Source organism: Psychrobacter sp. 1Y10, from assembly GCF_052259005.1.
Classification (GTDB): domain Bacteria; phylum Pseudomonadota; class Gammaproteobacteria; order Pseudomonadales; family Moraxellaceae; genus Psychrobacter; species Psychrobacter saeujeotis.
Genome location: NZ_JBQQES010000004.1, coordinates 164109 through 188577 on the forward strand (window position 1 = coordinate 164109; position 24469 = coordinate 188577).

Sequence of the window (24469 nt, forward strand, 5' to 3'; positions counted from 1 at the left end):
TAGCATTATTTTAAAGCATTGAACAAGTGATTTCTTATGGATCAGTATGATAACGATAGCAGCAGTCTTAATAGCGATTTTAATAGTATGAGTCATGAAACGGATGCTTTTGCTAGCACTGCAACCGATAGCGTTAATGATGTTGATAAGGTGGCCGAAAAGTCTGAGCAACCGCCTGCAGTTCGAGTGCCGTTAACTGGTAAGTACTTGATAGAAGCTTCAGCGGGTACAGGTAAGACATGGACGCTGACGGGCATTGTCCTACGCTTACTGATTGAAGCCAAACGTGCTCCTGAACATATCATCGCCACTACCTTTACTCGGGCAGCGGCGGCTGAGATGCGCGAACGTATTCATGCGCGCTTGGTTGATTTTTATCAAGTACTGCAATGGCTCAATAAGCTGCAAGCTGATACCAATACTCATTCAATTTTATACCCGCAATTTAACAGTATTAAAACTGACAATATCAATACGAACAACAGCACCAAGAAAGCCGACTCAAAATCCACTGATAACGCCAAGAAAGCCAAAGAGACGAGTAAAGTAAGTCCTGAGCAGAAGCAAGCGCGCCTGCAATGGCTAGAGACGCAAGCCAAGCTGGCAGGAACCGCTGATCTCGTGACAGATCCTATCAATAGCCATCTGATTGAATACCTATTGGATCATACGGAAGAATATCCTTTAGCCGATGCTATCAGACGCTGTGCGTTGGTACTGACGACGTTAGATAAGCTATTTGTTGGTACATTAGACAGTCTGTCACAAAAATGGCTGTCTGAGTATAGCGCGGAAACGGGACATCAGCAGGGCATGCAAATTAGCGATGATGAGCAGACGGTGATAGAGAGTATTATTCATGATGCCGTACGTGCGCATCATAGTTATATGTACTATCAGCAGCCTGAGATATATCAATTACTACAGCATACCAATCGTCTGACCACACCAGCAGATCATCTAAACGTAGCACAAAAGTCCTTGCAATTTATCTCCACACCTATTGAGCCTGTTGATTTGGGCGAGCCAATAAACTTTACCGCTTACCAGCGAGCACTAGATGATTTTAAAGACTGTGATCTAACAGACGTAAAGCCGTACTTTGATAAAGACTATCGCAAAGCGCAAGGGATGACTTGGAATGCAAGTCTTGCTACTAAAGTAGATCATATAGGTAATATACAAATTGCCATTCAAAAAAACGGCGCGGCATTTTTTACCCATTTGGATGAGGAAACCCAAAAGTTTTATGATGCACTGCCTTATACATTTCTCAGTAAAGACGATGGCGGCAAAGGTTTTAATAAAGGTAAAGAGCTTGCGCGCCAAACCTTTATCAATCTAGACAGCATAAATGCTCTAAAAACGCTACATGATTATACTACGCAGATTGAGCTGTATCTTGATGGGCTCATTGAAAACCTAAATCGTGATATCGCGTTAAAGGTAAGACAAAAGCTACCATCGGTCTTAGAAGAGCGACGCGAGACGACTTTTGCTCTACAAATGGTACGGTTGAATCAAGCGCTAACCGGTAAACAAGGGCAGCGGCTGGCACGTTATATTCGTCATCATTATCCCATTGCCCTGATTGATGAGTCACAAGACATCAATGGTGAGCAGGCGCGTATGATTGAGCGGATCTATCTGTCTAGGAAGACTGATAATAAAGACCCTCGTGCGCAAGACAGAAGTCGCGGCTTCTTATTATTGGTAGGTGACCCTAAACAGGCGATTTATGGTTTCCGTGGTGGTGATGTGGCCAACTACAACGCCATGAAAGCAAGGTTTGATGATAAGCATATTATGAGCTTGAATGTGAATCGACGTTCAAATGAGCGCTTAATCACGGCACTGAATCACTGGTTTGGACGCACAAAACCTGCTACCGATGTGAATGAGTCTACAAGTTCAGGCGTTGTTGATGAGTTAGCCCAGTTGGGTAAGGGTATTTACTACCAGCATATTACTGCGGTTAATACGGAGTCGCGATTATCTTGGCAGCAATCAACCGCTGAACAAACTGTCAGCCTATCTTCTGAAACCGCTTCCATTGCATCAAATAGCCCAGTTAGTGTCATCCATCTGCCTTATAACAAAGAAGCTAAGCACAATGCTTGTGAGCTGACTGCCTTACATATTGCCGCACTTCTTGGTAGTGATCAGACCATAGAGGGACGACTATTAAAACCAAGTGATATCGGTGTATTGGGCCGTACCAAAAAAGATTTAAAGCAAGTCGAAGATATGCTCGCTAAGCTTGGCGTGCCGACATTAGAGACGGCGGAGAACAACGTCTTTGACACGCCTATAGCCGCTGATCTAGCAGCATTGCTAGAGGCCATGCTACGCCCGCATCGCCGTGACATTATCAATCGAGTGTTGACCAGTCATTTTTACCAATTAAGTCTCAACGATGTGCAAGCACTGATGCAAAGTGTGGATGACGAAAGCTTAGAGCAAGCTATTGGAATATCAGATACAGATGGTGAACAAGCTGCACTTAAGCAGCGTTATCAAGACTTCCAAAATTATATAAAGATAGCCGCTAGCCAGTGGCAGCATAATGGCATCTTGTCTGCACTGCATTATTTGTTTGGTCATAACCCAATGGCCTACAAGACAGAGAGCCATACAGGGCGTCCAACAGAACGTCAGAGTATTTGGGTAGGTCTTGCAGACTTAGAAGATGGGGCACGCCATCTGATGGATTTACGCCATCTAATGGATATCTTAGCTCAGTACGGGATGCATATTGGTGAGCATGAAATGCTGGCATGGTATAAGAAAAACATGAATAGTAAACGAACACCTGAATGGGCGAAGCAGCAACCATTGCCGACTGAGTCAGGTGTCCAATTGATGACCATTCATAAATCTAAAGGGTTAGAGTTTCCAGTGGTATATGTCATTGGTATGGATGGGACTAGCAAAAAAGCCGGTGATAGCAGTAAACATAATTTATTTTTATTCGATCACAAGAGTGCTGATAGTAGTAGTGATAACGATAATAATAGTGACGTCAACAACATCCATAATAACAAGACTGAACGTCGTCTATCTGCTTGTAAAGGCAAGCCGCATAGTAAATCAGCAAAAGGAGAGACGCCAACGGATTACTATGCTCAGTTTGAAACGACTGAGAATTATGAAGAGCTTAGACGCTTAGCCTATGTGGCTTTTACCCGCGCCAGTGAACAGCTGTATATGGTATTAGCAGATAGCTTTAACAAAACGGGTGCTGAACGTAAACCAAGCCTTAAATGGCTAAGTTGTGAAGATCACAAGTTCACACTGCCAGAGCGTTTATACGATCATATTGGCTGGCTAGAATATAGTACCGTTGCAACCAATGCTGAGACTATAGTTAAAACTAATGGAAAAGCTACAAAGACTGATAATAATGAAATTAAAAACGATGCTGATACGTTGCTGCGTATTGATTATCAAGATGCCTACGCACAGATTCGAGTAAATTACTTTAAGGGTTGGGCAAAAACCAGCTTTACTGCACTGTCTCGGCAGCTGAGTGAGCAAGGCAAAGCCTTAGCTGTGTTTGATGATGGTATAGAGGATGACTTAGACTTAACGGATAGTGTGGATTTAACAGATAGTATGAATTTGTCGGCTGCCTCTACATCTGGAAATATAACTAACGCAGAAGGTAACGAGAGTAGTGAGAATAACTCTGCTTTAATGACGGTAGATAATATTCGTTTTCGTTTTGTAAGAGGCGCCAATGCGGGTACATTCTTGCACGAAGTTTTTGAAAAGATAGATTTTAATAATAACAGTAAATGGTCAGCGATTATTGATCAAGGTATTCGCCAATATCAGCTACCAGTTAGCTATACCAGTGCCAGCAACCAACAGCGTCTGCTACAAGACATACCCTCAAGCGCAAGTGATAATGAAAGTGCCAGTGTAGTACCTATAGAAGAGGACAGTCAATTAGCCGTTGCTCATGATGAGCTGATGACATGGGTATCAGACGTACTAGCAGCGCCACTGTTAGCCTCAGGGCAGCCATTACAAGCCATCTCGCCCAAACAAAGTATTGCTGAGCTGAGCTTCAATATGGGACTGGCTGATGACTTTACCCCTGAACGTATTAACGAGGTCTTTAAGCAGCACCTACCTGACGATCCTGATAAGCATATAGAGCTCACAGCGCAGTACTCTGATCATATCTATCGCTATTTGCGCGGTGAGATTGATTTAGTATATGAGCACGCGGGTAAGTTTTATGTGGTGGACTATAAAAGTAATTATTTAGGAAATAGCCTAAGTAATTATGATTATGAAAACCTCAGTGCAACAATGAATAAGGCTGGTTATTGGTTACAAGCAACCATCTATCAAGTCGCGCTACATCGTTTTTTACGGTTACGCTTGCATGATTATGAAGGCAATGAAGAGCAGTATCTAGGCGCGGTAGAGTATCTCTTCTTACGCGGTATCGACTCTCAAGATAGCCAGAACGATGCTGTTGAAAACATTGAGAGCAATGTTACTAACAATACTAATAATAATGTTAAAAGCTATGGCCGTATTCAATGGCAAATACCTTTTGCGCTAGTACAAGCGTTAGATGAGATGTTTGGCACTCCTAAAGTATATAGTTAACACACTTTAAAATAGGTACAGTTTAATACCAGCAGCACGTGGGAGAAGGTGCGCCAATTTTGTTTAGCATAAATTATAGTACGATGATAAAAATGGATGAATAATGAGTAAATCTACAAGTATTACGCAGCGAGTAGCAAGCAGTGGCCAAAATCAAGGCGCTATCGATATTGGTAGTAGTTGGGCAACCACTGTCAGTCAATATTTATTGCAACGAAGAGGGCAGACGCAGGCAGCCTATCAAGCTCAATTGCGACTTGATGAAAGTGATGTACACCCTGCCACACAGGATTGGTTGTTTGAGGCCATTTTTGAGGTGCTTATACAGCGCTTAGAAGAGGGTCATACCGTAGCCATGCTTACAGACGATGACAGCCAAGCAAATCCGGAACTAGAGTCTGAGAGCTATACTGGGCTTTTAAATTGGCAACAGCAGCTAATACAACCATTATTACAGCCACTATTGAGTCAAGCTGAAGGCATCTTGGGTCAGGTAGTTGATATTGATTCACTTATGAATAATGAGCACGCATTATGGAATGCTGCGCTATTACAGTCGATACTATCGCAATACGAGCAGCAAATTCTACAGCAACGCTATAGGGCAGCGACTGAACTTTATCAGTATTTAAAAACAATGACAGCGACTAAAACAAAAGTACCATCAGTAAATAGCCTAAGCAAATTCGTACAAACTTTAAGAGAGCATCCATTAATTCAGAACAGCAAAAACAACTACAACTGGAAAGATATTAGTCAAAACGATAGCCCGATCGTTTTTCAAGTAAAAGAAAACACGCAGTTTGATAAGCAAAAACTAATACTGACTCTATGGCTACACCGTACATGGCAGGCAGAGTATGCACTCGCGCACAATATTATCCGTATCAAAGATCAGACCGTTGACATTTTACCGATTGCATTAAATCCACTTTTAAACACTGAGCAACAAGATGCCATTCATATGGCCAATCGTTCAGCGTTTAGCATCATTACTGGTGGGCCAGGTACCGGAAAGACGTTTACCGTCGCTCAGCTAGTAATGGCGCTCCATCAAGCACAGTCAGAGGGCGAAATAGAAGACAAAGTAGGGGAGGCATCCACCAATAGCGTAAACCTTGCCCTAGCTGCCCCAACGGGTAAAGCAGCTCAGCGTATGCAGGAGTCCTTGCAAGACGCGTTACAACATGCAGGCGTAGCAATGCAGCTGCCAGAGGCTAAGACCATTCATAGATTGTTAGGTATTGGGCAGGGCGGGCAGCCTCGCTATCATAAAGACAATCAATTAAGCGAAGATATTATCATCGTAGATGAAGCTTCTATGCTTGGCGTAGAGTTAGCCAACTATTTAGTCAGTGCAGTCAAACCAAAAGCTCGGTTAATTTTATTGGGAGATGCTAATCAGCTAGCGGCAGTAGACGCTGGGGCAGTACTGGCGGACTTATGCCGCATACCAGCATTACAAGAGGTACATCAGCGTTTAGAGGTTAGTCGCCGCTTCACAAAGGAGTCTGGTATCGGTAAGCTTGCAAAGCTAATCAATCAAGACGCTAGTGATATAGGGCGAAGTATGACAGCCGTTTGGCAGCTAATGCGTGAGGATGAGACTTTAGAATTTTATCATCTGACTCATACACCCTCAACGCAAAGGGACAATGATATAAATAATAAAGATAATACAATAAAAAATAGCCTAAGCAATCATAAATTTTATTCAGAAATACTCAAAAATTATAAATCCTATATGAATCAAACCAACAAAAATTTAACAAGGGTAAAGGTAACCAAATCCATGCCAACGGCAGAGTATATCGCAATTTTCGATGAACTAATTTCACTACTCAATCAATTTAGGGTGCTCACTGCCGGACATCATGGACGCTGCGGGGATCATTCTATTAATCGCTACCTAAGTGAGCAGCATCGCAATCAATTAAAACTACCCTTATCCAAATCTCCTTGGTACCACGGTCGACCTATAATGGTATTACAAAATAACTATGAACTCGGCTTGTTCAATGGCGATATTGGTATTTGTCTACAGACTGAAGGCGGGCGTTTGCAGGTATTTTTTGAGAACAAACCACAAGGTATCTCAGTAAATATGCTCAGTGATGAGATGATTGCTACTGCGTATGCGATGACGATTCATAAGTCGCAAGGTTCTGAATTTGAGCATGTTGCTATTAGCTTTGACGATCATAACGCGCGGCTGCTTAGCCAGGAGTTAATCTATACAGCAGTTACGAGAGCAAAAAAGCAGGTGTCGGTATTTAGTACAGAAAGCGCATTTGCACAAGCTTTGGCTACACCAACGGTGCGCCAGACAGGATTAAGCTTGCAGTTTGAAGGGTCGATAGAGTAGGTGATAGCAGCTATAATAATATTTATCTATTTAATTTCAAAAAATGTTATCAATAAAAAAGCATCCGATTTGGATGCTTTTTATATGGAATATGTAAAGTTTGAGATTATAATTTGTCTTCTTTAATAGCGTAAATGCCAGGCAGATGACGCAAGTAACCATGAAAGTCCATACCACAGCCATAAACATAACGGTCGGCGACATTAATACCGACAAAATCAACCTCGAACTCTGCAACTTTGCGATCATGTTCTTTATTAAGTAATACACAAGACTCAATAGAGAGTGGCTTTTCTTTCCCTAGCTCTTCTACGATAGCTTTTAGAGTAATACCTTCGTCAAAAATATCATCAATTAGTAATACGTGTTCGCCTTCAAGACTAACGTCCGGTTTGAATTTCCAATCAAGGTCATTGGTACCTTCGTTATTACGATAACGTGATGCATGAATATAGTGCATACGATGATAGAAGGTTAGATGAGTCAGCAACTGACCAGCTGGAATCAGTCCGCCATTCATAACAACCATAACGATTGGATTAAGACCGGCATAATGAAGATTAAGTTGAGCGGCAAGACGCTCATAGGCCGCAGCTACTTCGATACTACTAATGAGGCATTCTGAGTTGCGCAGGGTTTTTTCAATTTCTTGATTACTGATTTGAGTCATGAGTTGCGCCTTCGAGGAAAAGTGCCGCTTATTTTAGCAAGTTTTGGTGAATTTGCCCAACGAGATATTACTTTAAAGCAAAAATAGTGATTTATTTTTATCGTTATCTATTTAGTGAGCCATTTTTATAAGAAAAGGACGGTAAAAACGGGCTAAGCGATTTAGTCCAGCATCAGGCAGCTGCGGCAATAACTTATTTAGAGCCATACCCATACCTTTATCGATACCTACTTTTGCAACCGGAATAGATTTACGTTTGATCATACCCAGCTTGAGCGTTTCAGTGAATTTACTAATGAAATGATCAAGTGCTTCTTCATTCATAGTTTCAAGCGCAATTTTAAACCTATCTTTATCGACATTGTCGGGGGTAATTGCATCAAATCCCTCTATGATAATATCGGCAGATGCTTTTGGTAATTCAAAACCTACACGGCGAATACCTTCATTATCTATAAACATCGTTTGATTTTTTAAAAAGTTGAAACTTGGTAAAACGTCTTCGTTTTCATCTTTACCAAGCAAAACGTTGAGTAGTGTCTCTGTTGCGCGTTCAATGGTATTCACAATTTTGCGCATGGCTGCTTGGCGGTCTGGGTTTGGAATGACATCTATCAAGCTAACCAATAAATTGTCGTTTAGTTCGCGAGCAATTTGCTGCGTGAGATCATTGCGATAGGGATAATAAGCTACTTTTTCGCCTGATATGATGATACGCTCAGCCTCATTAATCATGTTGTTTAATTTATCTGATGGGACAAATCCAAAATAGTATGTCATTTTATTCCTCTTGAGTGTTTTATCATATCCAGCGTCAGTATGGTCAAATATCTGTATGAGGACATCTTAAGCCAATAAAATGACGCTATAACGCTTGTATGCATTTACTGTCGCAATAATTTGTGCAGGTAGCGTATAGGTATGGAAATATCGAACCTGCATTTTAACAACTATCACTGCCTAAACTGTATTAAGACTACGTTTATACTACTGTGTAACAAATATACTAATCGTTACACTTTAGGTCGGACAGACTTAAGCAAAGACTAATAACCATAAGATCAAAAAAGGTAGGGGGATATGTAATTTGATCCTCATTATCTTATCTAGGGAGAGATAAAATGAATAGTGCTATTGTATTATTATTCGGAATTGCTGCGATGCTTTGCGGCTATCTTTTTTATTCAAAATTTATTGCCACCAAGATTTTGGCGTTAGATAATAGTCGTCCTACGCCAGCCCATACGATGAAAGATGGGATAGATTATGTGCCTACCAATAAGTATGTATTATGGGGACATCATTTCACCTCTGTAGCAGGTGCTGCACCAATTATCGGTCCGGCCATTGCAGTCATTTGGGGCTGGGTACCAGCGGTGCTTTGGGTGGTATTTGGGACGATATTTATGGCTGGTGTTCATGATATGTCAGCCATTTGGGCGAGTATGCGTAATCGCGGTCAGTCTATCGGCTCTATCGCTGGTACGGTCATGGGCACACGCGTACGCAGTCTGATGATGGTCGTTATATTTTTATTATTATTAATGGTCAATGCTGTATTTGGTGTCGCTATTGCCAATATGCTTATCAAAACGCCATCAGCTGTCTTGCCAGTATGGGGAGCATTGATTGTCGCTTTCATTATTGGTCAATGTATTTATCGCTATAATATGAGCTTGGGTTGGGTTTCTATTATTGGGGTAACGGCCTTATACGGACTGATTTATCTTGGCCCTATGTTCCCAGTCGTATTACCTGAGACTGTCTTTGGACTGCCAGATAATGCCGTTTGGATTATCATTTTGTTCACCTATGCCGCCATTGCCTCATTATTACCAGTATGGATGCTATTACAGCCCCGTGATTATATTAATGGGTTGCAGCTATTCGTCGGTTTGATTCTATTATACGCTGCCATCTTTATCTCAACACCTAATATTGTCGCGCCAGCAATCAACACCGACTTACCAATAGGCACGCCATCTATGTTGCCATTATTATTTGTGACGATTGCTTGTGGCGCTATTTCAGGATTCCACGGCTTAGTCGCGACAGGTACGACCTCTAAGCAAATCGACAAAGAAGAAGATGTACGCTTTGTTGGTTACTTTGGTGCACTTGGCGAAGGGATGTTGGCATTAGGCGCCATTCTTGCTGCCACCGCAGGTTTTGCGACCCTTGGTGATTGGCAAGCAGTTTATCAAAAGTTCGGTGATGGCTCGGTTGGCGCATTTATTGATGGCGGTGCTGCGATTCTCAACGCAGGCGTTGGTATTGATTTGGTCTTATCACAAACAATGCTCACGGTAATGGCCGCACTATTTGCCGGTACGACCATGGACACGGGTGTCCGTCTTCAGCGCTACATCTTCCAAGAGTTTGGGGAGTTTTATAATCTGCCAATTTTGAGTAAAAGCGTCGTTGCTACTTTGCTAGCAGTCGGGTCGTGTTTGTTATTAGCATTTGGTGCAGGTGGTATTGATGGGGCGGGCGGCATGATTATTTGGCCACTATTTGGCACTACTAACCAGCTAATGGCGGCATTAACATTGATGATCGTAACCGTTATCTTATTACGTAAAGGCAAGACGGTTTGGTATACCTTAGCGCCCTTGTCATTTTTGTTGATCATGACCGTATTTGCACTGATGATACAGCTCAAAACCTTTTACACAGATGGTAATTGGTTACTCATTATTATGGATATCATCATTATGATTGCAACGATTTTGGTTACTTTTGAGAGTCTGTCTGTGCTACGCCGTGAATGGTCGCAGCATAAAGGTAAAAATGAGACTTAATTAAATCTGAAATATTTGAGCAGAACAAAACGCTAGCAATTGCTGGCGTTTTTATGCTTTGGAATATTGTTTTATAGGATATGGTTAGTACAGTGTAACCCACCAGTTAATGATATTATCTAATAAATAAGTTGTTAGAACCAAGGCAAAACTATGGACGAAACAAAAAACGACCAGCCTTTATGGAAAAGATTCCTAACAGGACTTAATGAGTTCTACCATGCACCATATCGGCAAACAATGGCACGCGCCGCACGCGATGAAGAAGATTTATTTATGCTAATGATGTTTGCGGAGAGTCTCGGCATTGATAACCCAGCCAGCTTTTATACACTTGAGCTACAGCCACTATTTTTAGAAAATTTCCATGAATGGCATACACGCATGGGTATGGAAAAATGCCCCTTTGACCATGTCGGCTGTTGCTAGTTGGGTGACTAATTAGATTGTTAGAAGTAACTATAAATAATAACTATAAGAAAAAAAATACAAACAGAAAATGGGAAAGGATTATGGCTCTACAACCATTAGATAAGCTAGCCACACAGTTAGCTAGCCAGCCGATTATATTTGTCGGTGGTAAAGGCGGCGTTGGTAAGACAACGACAGCTGCCGCACTTGCCAGCTATTATGCTACTCAGCAAAAAAAAACGCTCATTATCTCGACTGATCCAGCGCATAGCTTGGGCGATGTATTAAATGTAGCGCTCAGTAACGAGAAGACAGCAATTACCCCTTACCTTGATGCGCTTGAGCTCAACCCTGATATTATCGTTGATAACCATTTTGCGCAGGTCGAACGTACCATTAAAGGTTATGCCAATCCTGACATGATGCCCAAGATTCGTGAGCATCTACGTCTGTCAAAGTCTGCGCCGGGAGCACAAGAGGCGGCCATGCTCGAATCGATGTGTCAGCATTTGGTAGCAGCAGCGGATGCTGACTCTGATAAAAGGTACGAGCATATAGTCTTTGATACCGCTCCAACGGGGCATACCTTGCGTTTATTAGTATTGCCAGAGATGATGGGAGCGTGGACGGATGGATTATTAGCTCAGCAGCGGCGGCAGGCTAAGTTACGCTCGGCAGCAACGAGTCTGGATTTAGATAACAACAATTATAAAGACGATGATAAAAATAACGTCTCAAACCCCTTTGCCAAGCAAAAACCAGATCGATGGGAGCAGGCAGTATCTGTACTAGAAAAACGCAAGCAGCTGTTTCGTGAAGCAGGGTCGTTACTCCATGATCGTAAGCAAACAGCCATTGTATTGGTAATGACTGCTGATATACTGCCATTGGCTGAAACGAAGCGTGCCATCCAGCAATTAGAAGAAACCAAACTCACGCCAGCGGCAATCGTAGTCAATCAGCTAATAACGCCTACGCAAACCGATGAGTTTTGGCGTACACGTGCGGATAGACAACAAGGATTAATGAAAGAGATTGAAAGTAATTTTACAGACTATCCAATCTATCCCATTTATTTACAGCAGACAGACGTACGCGGTAGCGAAGCTTTGAGTGAGTTATTGAGTTAGATAAGTTATTGAGTTAAATCTGACTCTCAACTTAGTATGGACTTTCGTAGGGTGCATTCCACAATGCACCCTCATAATTTGATAGGTGTTTAGAAAGCACCCTACGCTCTAGAGCGCGTCAACAATCAAAACCATTAACCACGGTCAAGATTATGCGCCTGCAATTTACTTGAAAGTGACCATGCAGCATCAATACGTAAGCTTTCCGCCTGCTCAGACTTACCACTACTGAGTGATGACCATTGCGGCTTGCCACGAGCTTTTTTTAGCTCACTTGGCAGTTTGTGGGTAGACCAAGGGGTAATCGGATTGCTCTCATCATCGTTAAGTTCAACATTGCCATCATTATTTGTTATTTGCTCTTTTGCATACAACAGCTGCGTCGCATCAGTTGCAGCGTGACCACGATGACGCACGGCAACCAACAAGTCCATAGCGCGGGTAGCAAGGAGGGTTAGGGTAGCGGGGTCAATATATAAACGCTTCATACCGGATAACTTGTCCGCGATACTACCTGTATTGGATAACAGCCCACCTGCGATCCCACCTATCGCAGCACCCAATCCCAAAGTCGTACCCAATGCAGCTGCATCAATACCCAATCCCAATAACGCGCCAGCCGCCGCGCCAGAAGTCGTACGAATACCATAACTTTTGAGCAATTCAGGATCAAATGGATCTTGCTGATAAGCTTGCAACTCAAGCGGAGTCGCTGCCACAGCATTATCATAAAACTTGTAAAGATTTAATAACTTATGCTGCATGCTACGCTCGCTTTGGCGCACGGCTTCTTGCATCTGCTGTAACACAGGCATCGGATCATCGTCTTCATTAATTTCTTGGACAAATGCGGCGACATTTAATAAAAAATCTGCAATGATAATATTGGCCTCGTCGTACAGACGTGCCCAGTTTTCAGTCCGGCGTTGCATCAGTTGCTCAAGCATCTCAGCATGAGTAAGCATGGTAGCTAAATTCTGCCAAAGTCGCATCTCGTCGGCAAATTCAAAAGCGACAGAGTCAAAACGGGTGGAGATATGCAAATTACGCCGCGCCAGCATGGTTTGCCATTCATCAATATTGGCGTCTTGGCTATCAGTAAAGTTGAATACGGGCATAACTGGAATGGCTGCCCACGACAAAATGGTTAATTCGTCTTTATACTTACCGAGCACAGGCTCACGCGCATCGACTACATAAATGGTCATATCACTCGCCAGCAGCTGGCGAATAACTTTTGCTTCTTGGCTATAATCCTCACTGCTACCTAAGGCATCACCACCTTGTGCAATGTCTGTTGCCAAAAATTGCTGCAAACGCTCAATACCATCGCGGCGACTGGCAGTATTGTCCTCGAGCCAATCCATCAGACCAGACGCATCCTCCAAACCCGGCGTATCGTATAAGGTGACCAGAACTTCACCCGTTTGGTTATCCGTTAATTGCGCGCGCTCCACATGGCGGGTAGTCGCCGCCTCGTTTTTGACTTCACCAAAATAGACGTCACGTAGTAAGGTGCGCAGTATTGAGGTCTTACCTGTATTGGTATGACCAACGACTGCCAATTTTAATGGCTCGTCACTGGCAATTGTGGTTTTACTGGTTGTTTTAGTCGCGTCCATTGGTGACGTTGATAAAACCGATGAATCGGTTAGACGACTATCGGTAGTAGATTGATCAGTATTACCCGCACTCTGCTCTTTACTGATATCAATAGGTGGCGTACCCTCAGTAGGCTTGGTAGAAGAATTAGACGCATAATAAGCCTTGTCCGCAAATAGGCTTTTAGGCCGACTGTCAGAATTATTATTGTTATTATTCATGATAGGGTCTTATATTGAATATTATTGGTCAATGGCGGCTTTTAATTGACGGATAACAGCACTTAACAACATCTCGTCAATCTCAGTTAGCTCGTTTAATCCGTAATCATACGTTTTTAAGATCATTGCTTTTTGATCTCGAGTAAGGTGTACCGATATATCACCATCTTTTACCATTCCTCGATAATCTTCTAGCGTTACTTTTTTATCATTTTTCATGTCCAACCTCCTCTTGACTGTCGATACTGTCGATTTAGCAAATACTGTATAAAAAATCACTCTTTTTTATACAGATACATCCTCATCTATAAGCTATTGTAACCAAACGCTCTTATATGGTCTATATACGCGATGTTATTGCTAATCAGTCAGTTTTAAACGGCACTAGGTGGACGAAACAATACTTTAAACTTGTTCTTTAGCCCTTTGGTACGAAAGAAGCGTTGCCACATACGATAAAAGACACCAAATATTAGGCCAATAATATTATCGTGACTGGTCACGCCTACCGCACCATATTTCACTGGGTTATTAACCGTATCTTCTTCTACGTAAGTGCCAAACCAACGATCAAAAAGAATAATAACGCCGCCATAATTTTGATCGATATAGTCGCCATTGGTACCATGATGCGCACGATGATTGGAAGGAGTATCAAAGATATATTCAATCCATCTAGGGAACTTACCAACCGTTTCGGTATGAATAAAGAATTGATAAATCAGATCAAGCGCGTAGAAGAAGAAAACCCAAACCGGATGGACGCCAAGCAGCATCAGCGGGACAAAGAACAACCACCAGCCTGTGACTGAGTACAATAAACTTTGGCGCATAGCGGTTGATAAATTCATTTGATCGTCGGAGTGATGTACCACGTGTGCTGACCAAAACCAGTTGATTCGATGTGAGCTACGATGAAACCAGTAATAGCAGAACTCGACTGCAATAAAAATAGGAATGGCCGTGAGCCATGTGACTTCAATCGTAAACAAGCGATATTGATATAACCACAAGCAAATAGGCAGCACGACAAGTGCTTGTATGACCAGCTCAAACCCTAAATAAGAGCCGCCTAAGCTAAAGTTGGTCATGGCGCGACGCCAACCAAAGGCAGATCCACGTCCACGCTTAGATTGATAAAACCATTCTGCCAAAAATAATAAGAAAAAAGGTCCACCTGCCAGCGGTAATAGCCACTCTTGCCAGTGTGCAGGTAAGATACTCGCCAGCATAGGCTGCCATGACTCAGGCGCGATGGCTAAGATACTTTGATTGAGCATCTCTTTGTAAGCATCTAGGGTCTGTCCGTACTTGCCTAAACTTATTAGACCGTTACTACTATTATCTGTCATCGCCATAACATCCTACCGCATATCTACCATTATGGTCATCCTTGACTCTTTAATATAAGCTTGACGCCTTATAAAAGCAGCATTGCTTATGAACGCATGCGTCATCTACAGTCAGTCTAGTCTTATACAAAATGGTAAAGGGCTACTCATATGGATTTTTTGCAGCCTCTGTCTGCGCAGGTACCACAAGCAAGAAAAAATTATACCAGTAGAACCTTATAATGAGCGACTCTCTACCAAGCCAATATTACGTGCGGCTAATGCCGTTTGCCATTGTTGATAACGGATAGTCTGAGGCGATTTCGGGTCAGTAACCACCACAGATGTTGAGATATCATTAATATCGGCGCTATCCGTTCTGTCATTATTTAACAATTGAACGTTGAGGCCATGTTTTGCGTGAGTAGCAATGCGATCAAGCTTACGCAGGGTGCCGCGATCTGGCAATGCCTGACTATGAATACCTAGCAATACTTGTACTGGATTTTGCTCCAAATAGGTCGTTAGGCGATCCATATCATCCCGGTCATCAACGATACCGAAATCTTCAACCTCGCTATTGCTATCAGTACCCTCAAGACCTGCTTGCCACCAATGATCCTGCTCTGATGGATACTCAAGTAACGCAACCAGCTTCTTGCCCGCACTAACGCTCGCCTTTGGTGCTACCGGTACTGGTGCTTCATTGAAATCATCGGCATCTACTACTTGACGCTGCCAAAAGCTTAAAATCTTTTGATAATAGGGGAGTTTAATATCCAAGCGCATTTTTTTGCGGCGAAACATTAGCGCACAAAATGTCCAAGCGATCGCCCGTGGAACGATACCATACATAATTAGGCTACCAATTAACAAACTTGCCCATTGCCGCGCGACAGATAGTGGCATGGCATCTGTGACCAGTCGGCTCTGCACAATAGCAGCATTGTCCGGCACATCGAAACCAACCATACTGGGCAGCCAGCCAAGTACTTGGGTCAAGCCAATCAGCGCCTGATCTGATAGTAACGTCGACTCCCAGCTAAAGCTATACTGACGTACAATTAATAAAAAAATAATCGCAAACATCATGCCTGTCAGTGTTGCCAGCCACAATTGATGACTAAACCGACCTAGATACCAGCGCATCCCACTATGCTGCAATTGACGCTCGTATAACTCGACTGCCGCCTTAGTGACATCGTCCTTACCACGTATTAGGTAGCTGGGACTCACAAAGTTTGCAAACCAACTGGGCGACTGGCGACCTTGATTAATCAGTGTCATCACGAGCCAGCCACCGAGCATCAATGTATGAAAGCCCAGCAGGCAAACCAACACATAGAAAAAATTGACCACGTTGGTCTGCAATAAGGTAAACAAACCCAAAAATCCTGACACGCACCAGACGATGCTCATGACTATCATGATGCCTTTAATGCGGCCATCGATTTTCCCCAGTATCCGTGCAAGATTGCCATTACTGTCAATACGCGAAGCTCGCCGATGGAGCTTTTGAATCGGCTTACCGTCTTCTGCCTGTAATTTTTCGGTTACCAATAAAGGATCGGTCGTAAAGACGTGCTGCTCGGTCTCAAGCGTACGTACCAGCTCAGTTAATTGGTCTTGGGGTGATAGCATGATAGGGAGATATCCATATAAATAGAACAAACATTAATCCAGTAAAGTAAACAACTATTACGAACATTGTAACCTATTCAAGATTATTTTCATTCTTGCTTGAATAAACAAGAAATAAGGGTAAAATAAAAAGCTGACCAAATGGTCAAAATACAACCAGTAGTTATGGATAATAAAATCTACCCTAAAATTAAGTTATAAATATTATGACATATTCAATCATATCGTAATCTACTATACCTTCTCTTCTTAAAGAGTCTCTGCCACAGATATGGACTCTAGTGATCGTTTATAGCAAAGCTAGACAATACGATTGTGGTTGTATTTAAGCTTTATTTTAGGCTTTAGACAAAATATACATATCTAAAATAGATTAATAATAGATTATGCAGGGAGCACATCTATCTATGGATATCAAATCTACTTCTCAACCTCTATTAGAACGGCCAGAAGATGAAAACCTAGGCACTGTCGCCAATATTGCTTATGGCTTCCAACACGTACTAACTATGTATGGTGGTATTATTGCTGTGCCACTGATTGTTGGGCAAGCAGCAGGTCTAGTACCTGCTGAGATTGGCTTACTGATTGCCGCATCTTTATTCGTTGGCGGTTTAGCAACATTATTACAAACGCTTGGACTGCCGTTTTTTGGTTGTCAGCTGCCACTGGTGCAAGGGGTCTCTTTTGCAAGTGTCGCGACTATTGTGGCGATTGTCACTGCAGGAGGCGGTTTACCATCGGTATTTGGTGCTGTCATTGCTGCATCCGTTCTCGGGCTTTTAATCACCCCTGTTTTTTCAATGATTATTAAATTCTTCCCGCCACTGGTCACAGGCGCTGTCATCACAACCATTGGCTTGACCTTGATGCCCGTAGCAGCGCGCTGGTCGATGGGCGGTAATAGTAATAAGCCTGATTTTGGTAGCATGATCAATATTGGTTTAGCCGCCTTTACGCTAGCATTGGTGCTGTTATTAAGTAAACTTGGCAGTGCCGCTATCAGTCGCTTGTCGATACTACTCGCTATGGTCATCGGTACTTTTGCCGCTTGGGCAGTTGGTATGGTTGATTTTTCTGGTCTGATGACAGGACCTATCTTTGCCTTTCCTACTCCCATCTATTTTGGTATGCCAACCTTTGAGATTGCAGCTATTATCTCTATGTTTATTGTGGTGCTGGTCATTTTGGTAGAGACTTCAGCAGATATTTTAGCCGTTGGTGATATTATTGACACCGAAATCGATTCACGTCGTTTAGGCGATGGCCTACGTGCAGATATGATTTCAAGTATCGTGGCACCGTTTTTTGGTTCATTTACCCAAAGTGCATTTGCGCAAAACGTAGGTTTAGTTGCTGTGACTAACGTAAAAAGCCGCTTTGTCGTTGCTGCCGCTGGTATTATTTTGGTGACATTGGGACTATTACCAATCATGGGCCGTGTCATTGCGACTGTTCCTACTGCTGTATTAGGCGGTGCTGGTATCGTGTTGTTTGGCACGGTCGCCGCGAGCGGTATTCGTACCCTTGCGCAGGTAAGCTACGAGAATAATATGAACCTTATTATCGTTGCTACCTCTATCGGCTTTGGCATGTTACCAATTGCCGCCCCAGCTTTCTATGACCAGTTCCCAGATTGGTTTGCCACGATTTTTCATTCTGGCATTAGCTCTACTGCTATTATGGCCATTTTACTCAATTTATTATTTAATCACTTAAAAATAGGTAACTCAGATCAACAATCAGTGTTTGTAGCTGGTACGGAGATCAGGACAGTACGCTCTGATATTATTGTAGATTTGAATGAGGGTGATTATTTTGTTGAGGGTAAATTATTCGATTGTGACGGACAAGAGGTACCTGTGGAGCCTGATCAAAGGCAGGTTGCTCATCATTAATCTCTCTTTTATATGACTTAAGATACTAAACCGCTTATTGACAAAGGCGGTTTTTTTATCTGTCATCTTATGCCATAGTAATATTAAAAAATGTAATATTAAAAAATCAGCCTAAATAACCCATTAAGATAAACAGATGACAAGGAGTCGGTATGAGTAATATAAGTAAGAAAGACAAAACCTACCTAATCATCGGTGGAACAGGGGGCATTGGTCAGGCAATGGTTAGACAGCTGGTGCAAGCGACTACCGATGAGCAAAGCAACAACAGCACGCAGGTTAGAGTCTTTGCCACTTATCATAGAAACGTCCCCGACTTTGAAGCGGCTAATTTGTACTGGTTACAAATGGATGTCAGTGATGAGAGTAGTATCAAACAAGCCGTTGAGGACATAAAGCAACAGAGCACCCATCTTGATTGGGTCATTAACTGTGTAGGGCTATTACATACTAAAAAGTCACAACCAGAAAAGGCACTCCGCCAAGTTGAAACGGAATTTTTCTTACAGAATATGCAAATCAATGCACTAGCAGGGCTACTTATAGCTAAGCATGTCAGGCCGTTACTTGCCAAAGCCAAGCGCAGTACTGATAAGCCGGCGATATTTGCGACTATATCGGCACGTGTGGGCAGCATTGGTGACAATCAATTGGGTGGCTGGTATAGCTATAGAATGAGTAAGGCTGCGCTGAATATGGGCATGAAAAACCTAAGCATTGAATGGGAACGCTCATTAAAAGATGTGTGCATAGTGGTCATGCAGCCAGGAACGGTCAACACCCAGTTGTCAGCACCATTTCAGGGTAATGTCGCTGATGGACAGTTATTCTCGCCAGCCTATAGTGCAGAATGTCTACTAGAGGTACTGTCAGGTATGAGCGCTGCCCAATCGGGGAGTTTTGTCGACTGGGCAGGGGAGACAATCCCGTGGTAAAAAAGGACTTAAAAAAGTGAATTGTTAAAATAAGAAAAAGGGTATGTCATAATTCAATCAATGACATACCCTTTTTATTTATAGCACTCTAATTGATAACAAACAAGTCCATAAACTCATGAACAGGCGTCTGCTCTAATCGACTTTGATCGTCGCATAGCGCAACAATCTCGTCACAACGGCTCTCAATAAAGCGAGTCGCTAAACTGGCGCGAAACTTTGCTTCTAGTATAGGAATGCCTTCTTCACGGCGGCGTTTGTGTCCGATCGGGTATTCCACAGCGACTTTATCGGTACTAGTGCCATTTTCAAAGAAGATTTGAATCGCATTGGCAATTGAGCGCTTGCTTGGGTCATGATAGTCTGCTGAGTAGCGCTCGTCCTCTTCTACCACCATTTTGCTACGCAGCTCATCAATGGATAGATGCTGCTCATGATAGTCATCTTCATAGTTCTCTGCCATGAGATCGCCAGTTAGTAGAGGGACGGCAACCATATATTGTAGGCAGTGATCACGATCAGCAGGATTGGCAAGCGCGCCTTCTTTTGAGATGATTCGAATCGCTGAGTCATGCGTGGTCAGGACGATTTTTTCAATCTCATCAATTCTATCTTCGATGCGCGGATGTAGAATAACTGCGGCTTCACAGGCGGTTTGTGCATGAAACTCTGCGGGGAAACTTATCTTAAATAGTATGTTTTCCATCACATAGGTGCCAAAGTCACGCTGAAAAGTAAAGCGGCGCTCATCTTCAGGCTTGAGTGCGAGATCTTTATTGGTATGACTAAATAATACATCATAAAATCCCCATTGCGGCGCGGTCAGTGCACCAGGGATTCCCATCTCGCCGCGACGGGTGATATCGACCAAGCGTACCGCTCGGCTGGTTGCATCACCTGCTGCCCATGATTTACGGCTACCAGCATTCGGTGCATGGCGATAGGTACGTAGCGCTTGACCATCAACAAGGGCTTGTGAGATCGCGGCCATAATGCGCTCACGTGGTAGGTCGTATAATTTAGCAACGACAGCGGTTGATGCAAGTTTGACCAAGAATACATGATCCATACCCACGCGGTTAAATGAGTTTTCAAGCGCCATAACACCTTGGATTTCATGCGCCATAATCATAGATTCCAGCACATCTTTCATAGTAAGCGCTGCGCGACCTTTACTGACGTTTTGCTGACTAATATAGTCGGCCACTGCCAAGATGCCACCCAAGTTGTCTGAGGGATGCCCCCATTCAGCGGCAAGCCATGTATCATTATAATCAAGCCAGCGCACCATACAGCCAATATCAAAAGCGGCCTTGATGGGATCTAGTCGATGAGAAGTACCGGGGACGCGCGCGCCATTAGGCGTTATCTGATCGATGCATTCAGGCCCTAGATGCTTGGTACATTCAGGAAAACGTAGTGCCAAAAGGCCACAGCCTAGCGTATCCATTAGACAGTGACGTGCAGTCGTCCAAGCATCGGCGCTATTTGGAGAGTCATCAATAGAGTAGTTGAGAACATAATCGGCGATTTTTTGAATCTCGTCATCATATTCTGGACGGACATTGCTTTCTACATTAGACATAGTCGTTACCTCTTCCTTGAGTCAGATGATTTTTTGACTATCGACCGTTTATCAGTATCTTCAGTCTTACGATCATAGTCATGACTCAAAAGTAGCACAATCAATATAGAACAACAGTGAAGTCATGTAAAAGAACTTTATCGTTTGAGGCTTTATACGTAAGATCTCATGATTGCGTCAATTTTATCAAATCAAGTCAGCCACTTAAGTCATCAAGTAGATTAAGCCTGCGATGAATAAGAGGCTCAATACTAAAAGCAAAAAACTCAACAATTTGGTGACAAATCCTGAACTTTCAGAGCCAGCTGATTTCTGAAATTTTACTTTACCCTTTTTTAAAATGGGTAAGACCATGGTGATATGTTCGATATTGTCTTCAAGATACACAGGACCTTCAGGAACAAACCCCAATGATTCGTAAAAGCTGAGCAAATAGGTCTGTGCTGAGATAATAATCGGTTTTTTACCGTACTTTTTGCGGCAATACTTGATGGCATGCGTCATGATTTGCCGTGCTAAACCATAGCCTCGATGATCGCTTAATACCAGCACTCTTCCGATAGCAGGCATTGAGTGTGCTGAGTTTTCTAAATAATTTTTGGGATTAAATTTAGGTCCAATAATGCGACAATAGCCAACCAGCGCCTCATCCTTATGAGCGATCAGATGCAAGCAATCAAAGTCTACCTCATCCATATCTTGGTAAGCACAGTGTTGCTCGACAACGAATACTTGCGAGCGGGCCTTTAAAATATGATAGAGGTCAACTGAGGTCAGCTCATCAAAGGTTTTTATAGAAAATTCACAGGTCATAATTAATGATTCTTAACGGTTTAGACGTTTTTGGTTTACCTTTACAGTCGCTGCATAAGGACTAATGCCTTTATCTAATATTTTAATCGTTTCTTCATCGATATCATGCTCAAAGTTATTAAAAGCATGATAATGCCCTAACATAAAACGTTGACAGCTGCTCATCCATTTATTTAATAAAACCGATTGTGATGACATAATTTGCAAATTTATATCACTAATAGAATCTACAAAAGCTTTTTGCTTTTCTTCAACCATAGTAAATATCTCTTTTTGTTGCAATGTGGGGTTCATAGGAGAGGTGGCAAGCATCCAAACTCTAGAAGCCATAATTTGTGGCACAGCCGCGCACATCATCATGGTTTTTTTCTGAAGATTGACTGCACTTACTGAGTTCATTAACATTTTTTTCTCAATATACTTTAAGTTAATTTAACATTATATAGGCTTAACCATGGAGTGTTTGTCTAATTTTGTCCAAGTTTAAACTATCCGACATGGCGCTAAATATCTCATAATACTTACCACCTTTATCATACAGATCTTCATGCGTCCCAGTCTCAACTACTTGACCGTTTTCTATTACTACCAAATCATCGGCGTCAATAATCTGCGCGATATTGTGCGACACCATAATCACCGTACGATCTTTTTTGATTAAATCTAAGCTTTTTTTGACCTGCTGACTGGCGATAGCATCCAGGCTGGCGGTTGGTTCATCTAAGAACACAATCGGTGGATCTTTTAAAAACATCCTTGCCAGCGCAATGCGTTGCTGCTGACCACCTGATAGTGATTTTGCCGTACTCTCATAACCATCTTTAAGCTTCATAACTTGCTCATGAATCGAGGCTTTTTTGGCAGCGACAATAATGTCCTCTTGTATCGCATTGGTATCGCCATAACGGATATTTTCGCTGATAGTCCCTGAGAAAATATGATTACTCTGTAATACTAAGCCAATATTGTGACGTAAATCATGAGTATCACAGTCTGCTAAATCATGACCATCCAAGTAGATCACGCCTGCGTCTGGCTCGTAGAACTTGACTAACAAGCTAATAATGGTGCTCTTGCCAGCGCCAGAGAGGCCAACAAGAGCGGTAATACGATTGGGACGAATCTCAAAACTGACGTCTTTTAGTGCTTGCGTGCCGTTAGGATAAGTAAAATCGACGTTTTTTAGCTCAATATGACCCTGCAGATCTTTACTACTGATACCGTCAATATTCTCAACTTGTTTGTCATCTTCCAATATCTCAAAAAACCCTTCTGCATAAGTGAGCGCATTATTGATCTGATCATAAATGCGATGCAATTGACGGATAGGGGCGGCGACGTTCTGAAACAGCAGTACATGAAACAAAACCATGCCGATGGTCATCTCGCCTTGTAAGACAAAATAGGCAGTCAATAAAATAATAATGACGATGCCAATTTGCTCAATAAAGGTCTTTACCGCATCATAGATAAAGCCAATGCTACGAATGCGCAGCTGATTGCCTGTCATCTCTTTTTGAATCTTTAGATGCTTTTGCGCCTCGATCGGCTCACGGACGAAGGATTTGACCACGCTAATAGAGTTAATAAGCGAGATAACAAGCCCGCTTTTGGCCTCCCGAAAGCCGCGCATCTGCCGGCGGTAACCTTGTAAGCGCCTAGCTTGCTTTTGACTAATAAAAAAGTAAATGGGTATGATAATCAAACCAACGAGGCCAATCCAAAAGTTGGTCGAGAACATAATAATAAGCGACACAATGGCACTGGCAAACAGTGGCAGCATATCAATAAAGAAGTTTTGCACTAGGCTGGTCAGGCTCATCACACCATAATCGATGCGGGTTTGCAGCTTGCCACTATCGTTTTGACTACTGGTATAAAACGCCATACGGTAGGTGAGAATGCGTTCTATAATCTTTTGTGATAAATCGCGTGACAGATTAATACGAATTTTCTCACCAAAAAAACGCTGACCAAAAGAGATGAATATCGATAATATCTCTTTAGTCAACAACACGGCACTAATAATACCTAACATACGCAAACCTGCCTGCCAAGGGTCGGCAAGCGCGGCAATCTCAGTTAAAGTATCAACGGTATAACGCAATACAAAGGCATTGACCTGTGCGGTAAAAGAGCCAAGTACGGTTAAGATTAAAGTGGCTACGATTAACACTTTGTAAGGCGCGGCAAAGGTAGCAAGCTTTTTTAGAATATTCCACAGCAGTGCACGGCGCTCCGTTTTTTCAACGGGTGCAGTATTTAAGAAAGGATTATCATTTAGGACACGTGTGGGTTTAAACGGTTTTGGCATATTAAGGTTTTGGTCTTACGATTGAAGCCAATAAAATTTAGAGTCAAAAATATAGCAGCTGGTAACTATTCTATTATCCCGCATTTTATTTAAAAATACAGCGGATGACTGTTAATTTTAGATATC

General features: G+C 42.5%; 17 protein-coding genes. 7 read left to right on the forward strand and 10 right to left on the reverse strand.

What is annotated here, in order from left to right; genetic code table 11:
• Window positions 1-87 precede the first annotated feature (87 nt).
• Complete coding sequence (locus ACTXGH_RS07515; protein WP_443561729.1) at window positions 88-4626, forward strand: UvrD-helicase domain-containing protein; 4539 nt, start codon at window positions 88-90, stop codon at window positions 4624-4626.
• 103 nt (window positions 4627-4729) lie between these two features.
• The gene (gene recD, locus ACTXGH_RS07520; RefSeq protein ID WP_439296622.1) at window positions 4730-6991 is read left to right on the forward strand and encodes an exodeoxyribonuclease V subunit alpha; all 2262 of its coding nucleotides are present in this window, start codon (window positions 4730-4732) and stop codon (window positions 6989-6991) included.
• 106 nt (window positions 6992-7097) lie between these two features.
• Here recD and ACTXGH_RS07525 read toward each other — a convergent pair whose 3' ends face one another.
• Window positions 7098-7661 carry a hypoxanthine-guanine phosphoribosyltransferase gene (locus ACTXGH_RS07525; protein ID WP_299220671.1) on the reverse strand — a complete coding sequence of 188 codons (564 nt, stop codon included), beginning with the start codon at window positions 7659-7661 and terminating at the stop codon, window positions 7098-7100.
• A gap of 111 nt (window positions 7662-7772) precedes the next feature.
• Window positions 7773-8441 carry a hypothetical protein gene (locus ACTXGH_RS07530; RefSeq protein ID WP_439261357.1) on the reverse strand — a complete coding sequence of 223 codons (669 nt, stop codon included), beginning with the start codon at window positions 8439-8441 and terminating at the stop codon, window positions 7773-7775.
• Between the two features lie 341 nt (window positions 8442-8782).
• Between ACTXGH_RS07530 and ACTXGH_RS07535 the strand changes: the two genes are divergently transcribed.
• The 3 genes from ACTXGH_RS07535 to ACTXGH_RS07545 all read left to right on the forward strand — a co-directional run bounded on the left by ACTXGH_RS07535 (window position 8783) and on the right by ACTXGH_RS07545 (window position 12003).
• Window positions 8783-10462 (forward strand): carbon starvation CstA family protein, encoded by a 1680-nt coding sequence (locus ACTXGH_RS07535; protein WP_439296623.1) that lies wholly within the window; start codon window positions 8783-8785, stop codon window positions 10460-10462.
• Window positions 10463-10615: 153 nt separating this feature from the next.
• Window positions 10616-10891, forward strand: coding sequence for a cory-CC-star protein (locus tag ACTXGH_RS07540; protein WP_439296624.1), 276 nt, complete (start codon window positions 10616-10618; stop codon window positions 10889-10891).
• An 83-nt stretch (window positions 10892-10974) separates the two neighbouring features.
• Window positions 10975-12003 carry an ArsA family ATPase gene (locus tag ACTXGH_RS07545; RefSeq protein WP_439296625.1) on the forward strand — a complete coding sequence of 343 codons (1029 nt, stop codon included), beginning with the start codon at window positions 10975-10977 and terminating at the stop codon, window positions 12001-12003.
• 134 nt (window positions 12004-12137) lie between these two features.
• Here the strand turns inward: ACTXGH_RS07545 and ACTXGH_RS07550 are convergent, their stop codons facing one another.
• The 4 genes from ACTXGH_RS07550 to ACTXGH_RS07565 all read right to left on the reverse strand — a co-directional run bounded on the left by ACTXGH_RS07550 (window position 12138) and on the right by ACTXGH_RS07565 (window position 16798).
• Complete coding sequence (locus ACTXGH_RS07550) at window positions 12138-13826, reverse strand: DUF3482 domain-containing protein (RefSeq protein WP_439296626.1); 1689 nt, start codon at window positions 13824-13826, stop codon at window positions 12138-12140.
• 21 nt (window positions 13827-13847) lie between these two features.
• Window positions 13848-14045: a hypothetical protein gene (locus tag ACTXGH_RS07555; protein WP_439296627.1), complete on the reverse strand. Its 198-nt coding sequence runs from the start codon at window positions 14043-14045 to the stop codon at window positions 13848-13850.
• Between the two features lie 155 nt (window positions 14046-14200).
• Window positions 14201-15184: a sterol desaturase family protein gene (locus ACTXGH_RS07560; RefSeq protein ID WP_443561728.1), complete on the reverse strand. Its 984-nt coding sequence runs from the start codon at window positions 15182-15184 to the stop codon at window positions 14201-14203.
• A 210-nt stretch (window positions 15185-15394) separates the two neighbouring features.
• Window positions 15395-16798, reverse strand: a complete 1404-nt coding sequence (locus ACTXGH_RS07565; RefSeq protein ID WP_439296629.1) for a DUF2868 domain-containing protein — start codon at window positions 16796-16798, stop codon at window positions 15395-15397.
• Window positions 16799-17205: 407 nt separating this feature from the next.
• Here ACTXGH_RS07565 and ACTXGH_RS07570 point away from each other — a divergent pair, with 407 nt between their 5' ends.
• The gene (locus tag ACTXGH_RS07570; protein WP_439296630.1) at window positions 17206-18696 is read left to right on the forward strand and encodes a nucleobase:cation symporter-2 family protein; all 1491 of its coding nucleotides are present in this window, start codon (window positions 17206-17208) and stop codon (window positions 18694-18696) included.
• 152 nt (window positions 18697-18848) lie between these two features.
• On the forward strand, window positions 18849-19631 hold the full coding sequence (locus tag ACTXGH_RS07575) for an SDR family oxidoreductase (RefSeq protein ID WP_439296631.1): 783 nt from the start codon (window positions 18849-18851) through the stop codon (window positions 19629-19631).
• A gap of 88 nt (window positions 19632-19719) precedes the next feature.
• On the opposite strand, the gene ACTXGH_RS07580 is transcribed toward ACTXGH_RS07575, so the two are convergent.
• The 4 genes from ACTXGH_RS07580 to ACTXGH_RS07595 form a co-directional block, all read right to left on the reverse strand.
• On the reverse strand, window positions 19720-21216 hold the full coding sequence (locus ACTXGH_RS07580; RefSeq protein WP_439296632.1) for a bifunctional 2-methylcitrate dehydratase/aconitate hydratase: 1497 nt from the start codon (window positions 21214-21216) through the stop codon (window positions 19720-19722).
• Window positions 21217-21420: 204 nt separating this feature from the next.
• Window positions 21421-22029, reverse strand: coding sequence for a GNAT family N-acetyltransferase (locus tag ACTXGH_RS07585; RefSeq protein WP_439296633.1), 609 nt, complete (start codon window positions 22027-22029; stop codon window positions 21421-21423).
• 12 nt (window positions 22030-22041) lie between these two features.
• Window positions 22042-22434 carry a hypothetical protein gene (locus ACTXGH_RS07590; RefSeq protein WP_439296634.1) on the reverse strand — a complete coding sequence of 131 codons (393 nt, stop codon included), beginning with the start codon at window positions 22432-22434 and terminating at the stop codon, window positions 22042-22044.
• Window positions 22435-22477: 43 nt separating this feature from the next.
• Window positions 22478-24343 carry an ABC transporter ATP-binding protein gene (locus ACTXGH_RS07595; RefSeq protein WP_439296635.1) on the reverse strand — a complete coding sequence of 622 codons (1866 nt, stop codon included), beginning with the start codon at window positions 24341-24343 and terminating at the stop codon, window positions 22478-22480.
• Window positions 24344-24469: the final 126 nt, after the last annotated feature.

Coding starts and splice junctions, on each gene's coding strand:
- ACTXGH_RS07565 (WP_439296629.1), bottom strand. CDS start 16,798: ATGCTATCACCCCAAGACCAATTAACTGAGCTGGTACGTACGCTTGAG.
- ACTXGH_RS07585 (WP_439296633.1), bottom strand. CDS start 22,029: ATGACCTGTGAATTTTCTATAAAAACCTTTGATGAGCTGACCTCAGTT.
- ACTXGH_RS07545 (WP_439296625.1), top strand. CDS start 10,975: ATGGCTCTACAACCATTAGATAAGCTAGCCACACAGTTAGCTAGCCAG.
- ACTXGH_RS07595 (WP_439296635.1), bottom strand. CDS start 24,343: ATGCCAAAACCGTTTAAACCCACACGTGTCCTAAATGATAATCCTTTC.
- ACTXGH_RS07575 (WP_439296631.1), top strand. CDS start 18,849: ATGAGTAATATAAGTAAGAAAGACAAAACCTACCTAATCATCGGTGGA.
- ACTXGH_RS07535 (WP_439296623.1), top strand. CDS start 8,783: ATGAATAGTGCTATTGTATTATTATTCGGAATTGCTGCGATGCTTTGC.
- ACTXGH_RS07530 (WP_439261357.1), bottom strand. CDS start 8,441: ATGACATACTATTTTGGATTTGTCCCATCAGATAAATTAAACAACATG.
- ACTXGH_RS07590 (WP_439296634.1), bottom strand. CDS start 22,434: ATGTTAATGAACTCAGTAAGTGCAGTCAATCTTCAGAAAAAAACCATG.
- ACTXGH_RS07515 (WP_443561729.1), top strand. CDS start 88: ATGAGTCATGAAACGGATGCTTTTGCTAGCACTGCAACCGATAGCGTT.
- ACTXGH_RS07560 (WP_443561728.1), bottom strand. CDS start 15,184: ATGGCGATGACAGATAATAGTAGTAACGGTCTAATAAGTTTAGGCAAG.
- ACTXGH_RS07550 (WP_439296626.1), bottom strand. CDS start 13,826: ATGAATAATAACAATAATAATTCTGACAGTCGGCCTAAAAGCCTATTT.
- ACTXGH_RS07555 (WP_439296627.1), bottom strand. CDS start 14,045: ATGAAAAATGATAAAAAAGTAACGCTAGAAGATTATCGAGGAATGGTA.
- ACTXGH_RS07580 (WP_439296632.1), bottom strand. CDS start 21,216: ATGTCTAATGTAGAAAGCAATGTCCGTCCAGAATATGATGACGAGATT.
- recD (WP_439296622.1), top strand. CDS start 4,730: ATGAGTAAATCTACAAGTATTACGCAGCGAGTAGCAAGCAGTGGCCAA.
- ACTXGH_RS07540 (WP_439296624.1), top strand. CDS start 10,616: ATGGACGAAACAAAAAACGACCAGCCTTTATGGAAAAGATTCCTAACA.
- ACTXGH_RS07570 (WP_439296630.1), top strand. CDS start 17,206: ATGGATATCAAATCTACTTCTCAACCTCTATTAGAACGGCCAGAAGAT.
- ACTXGH_RS07525 (WP_299220671.1), bottom strand. CDS start 7,661: ATGACTCAAATCAGTAATCAAGAAATTGAAAAAACCCTGCGCAACTCA.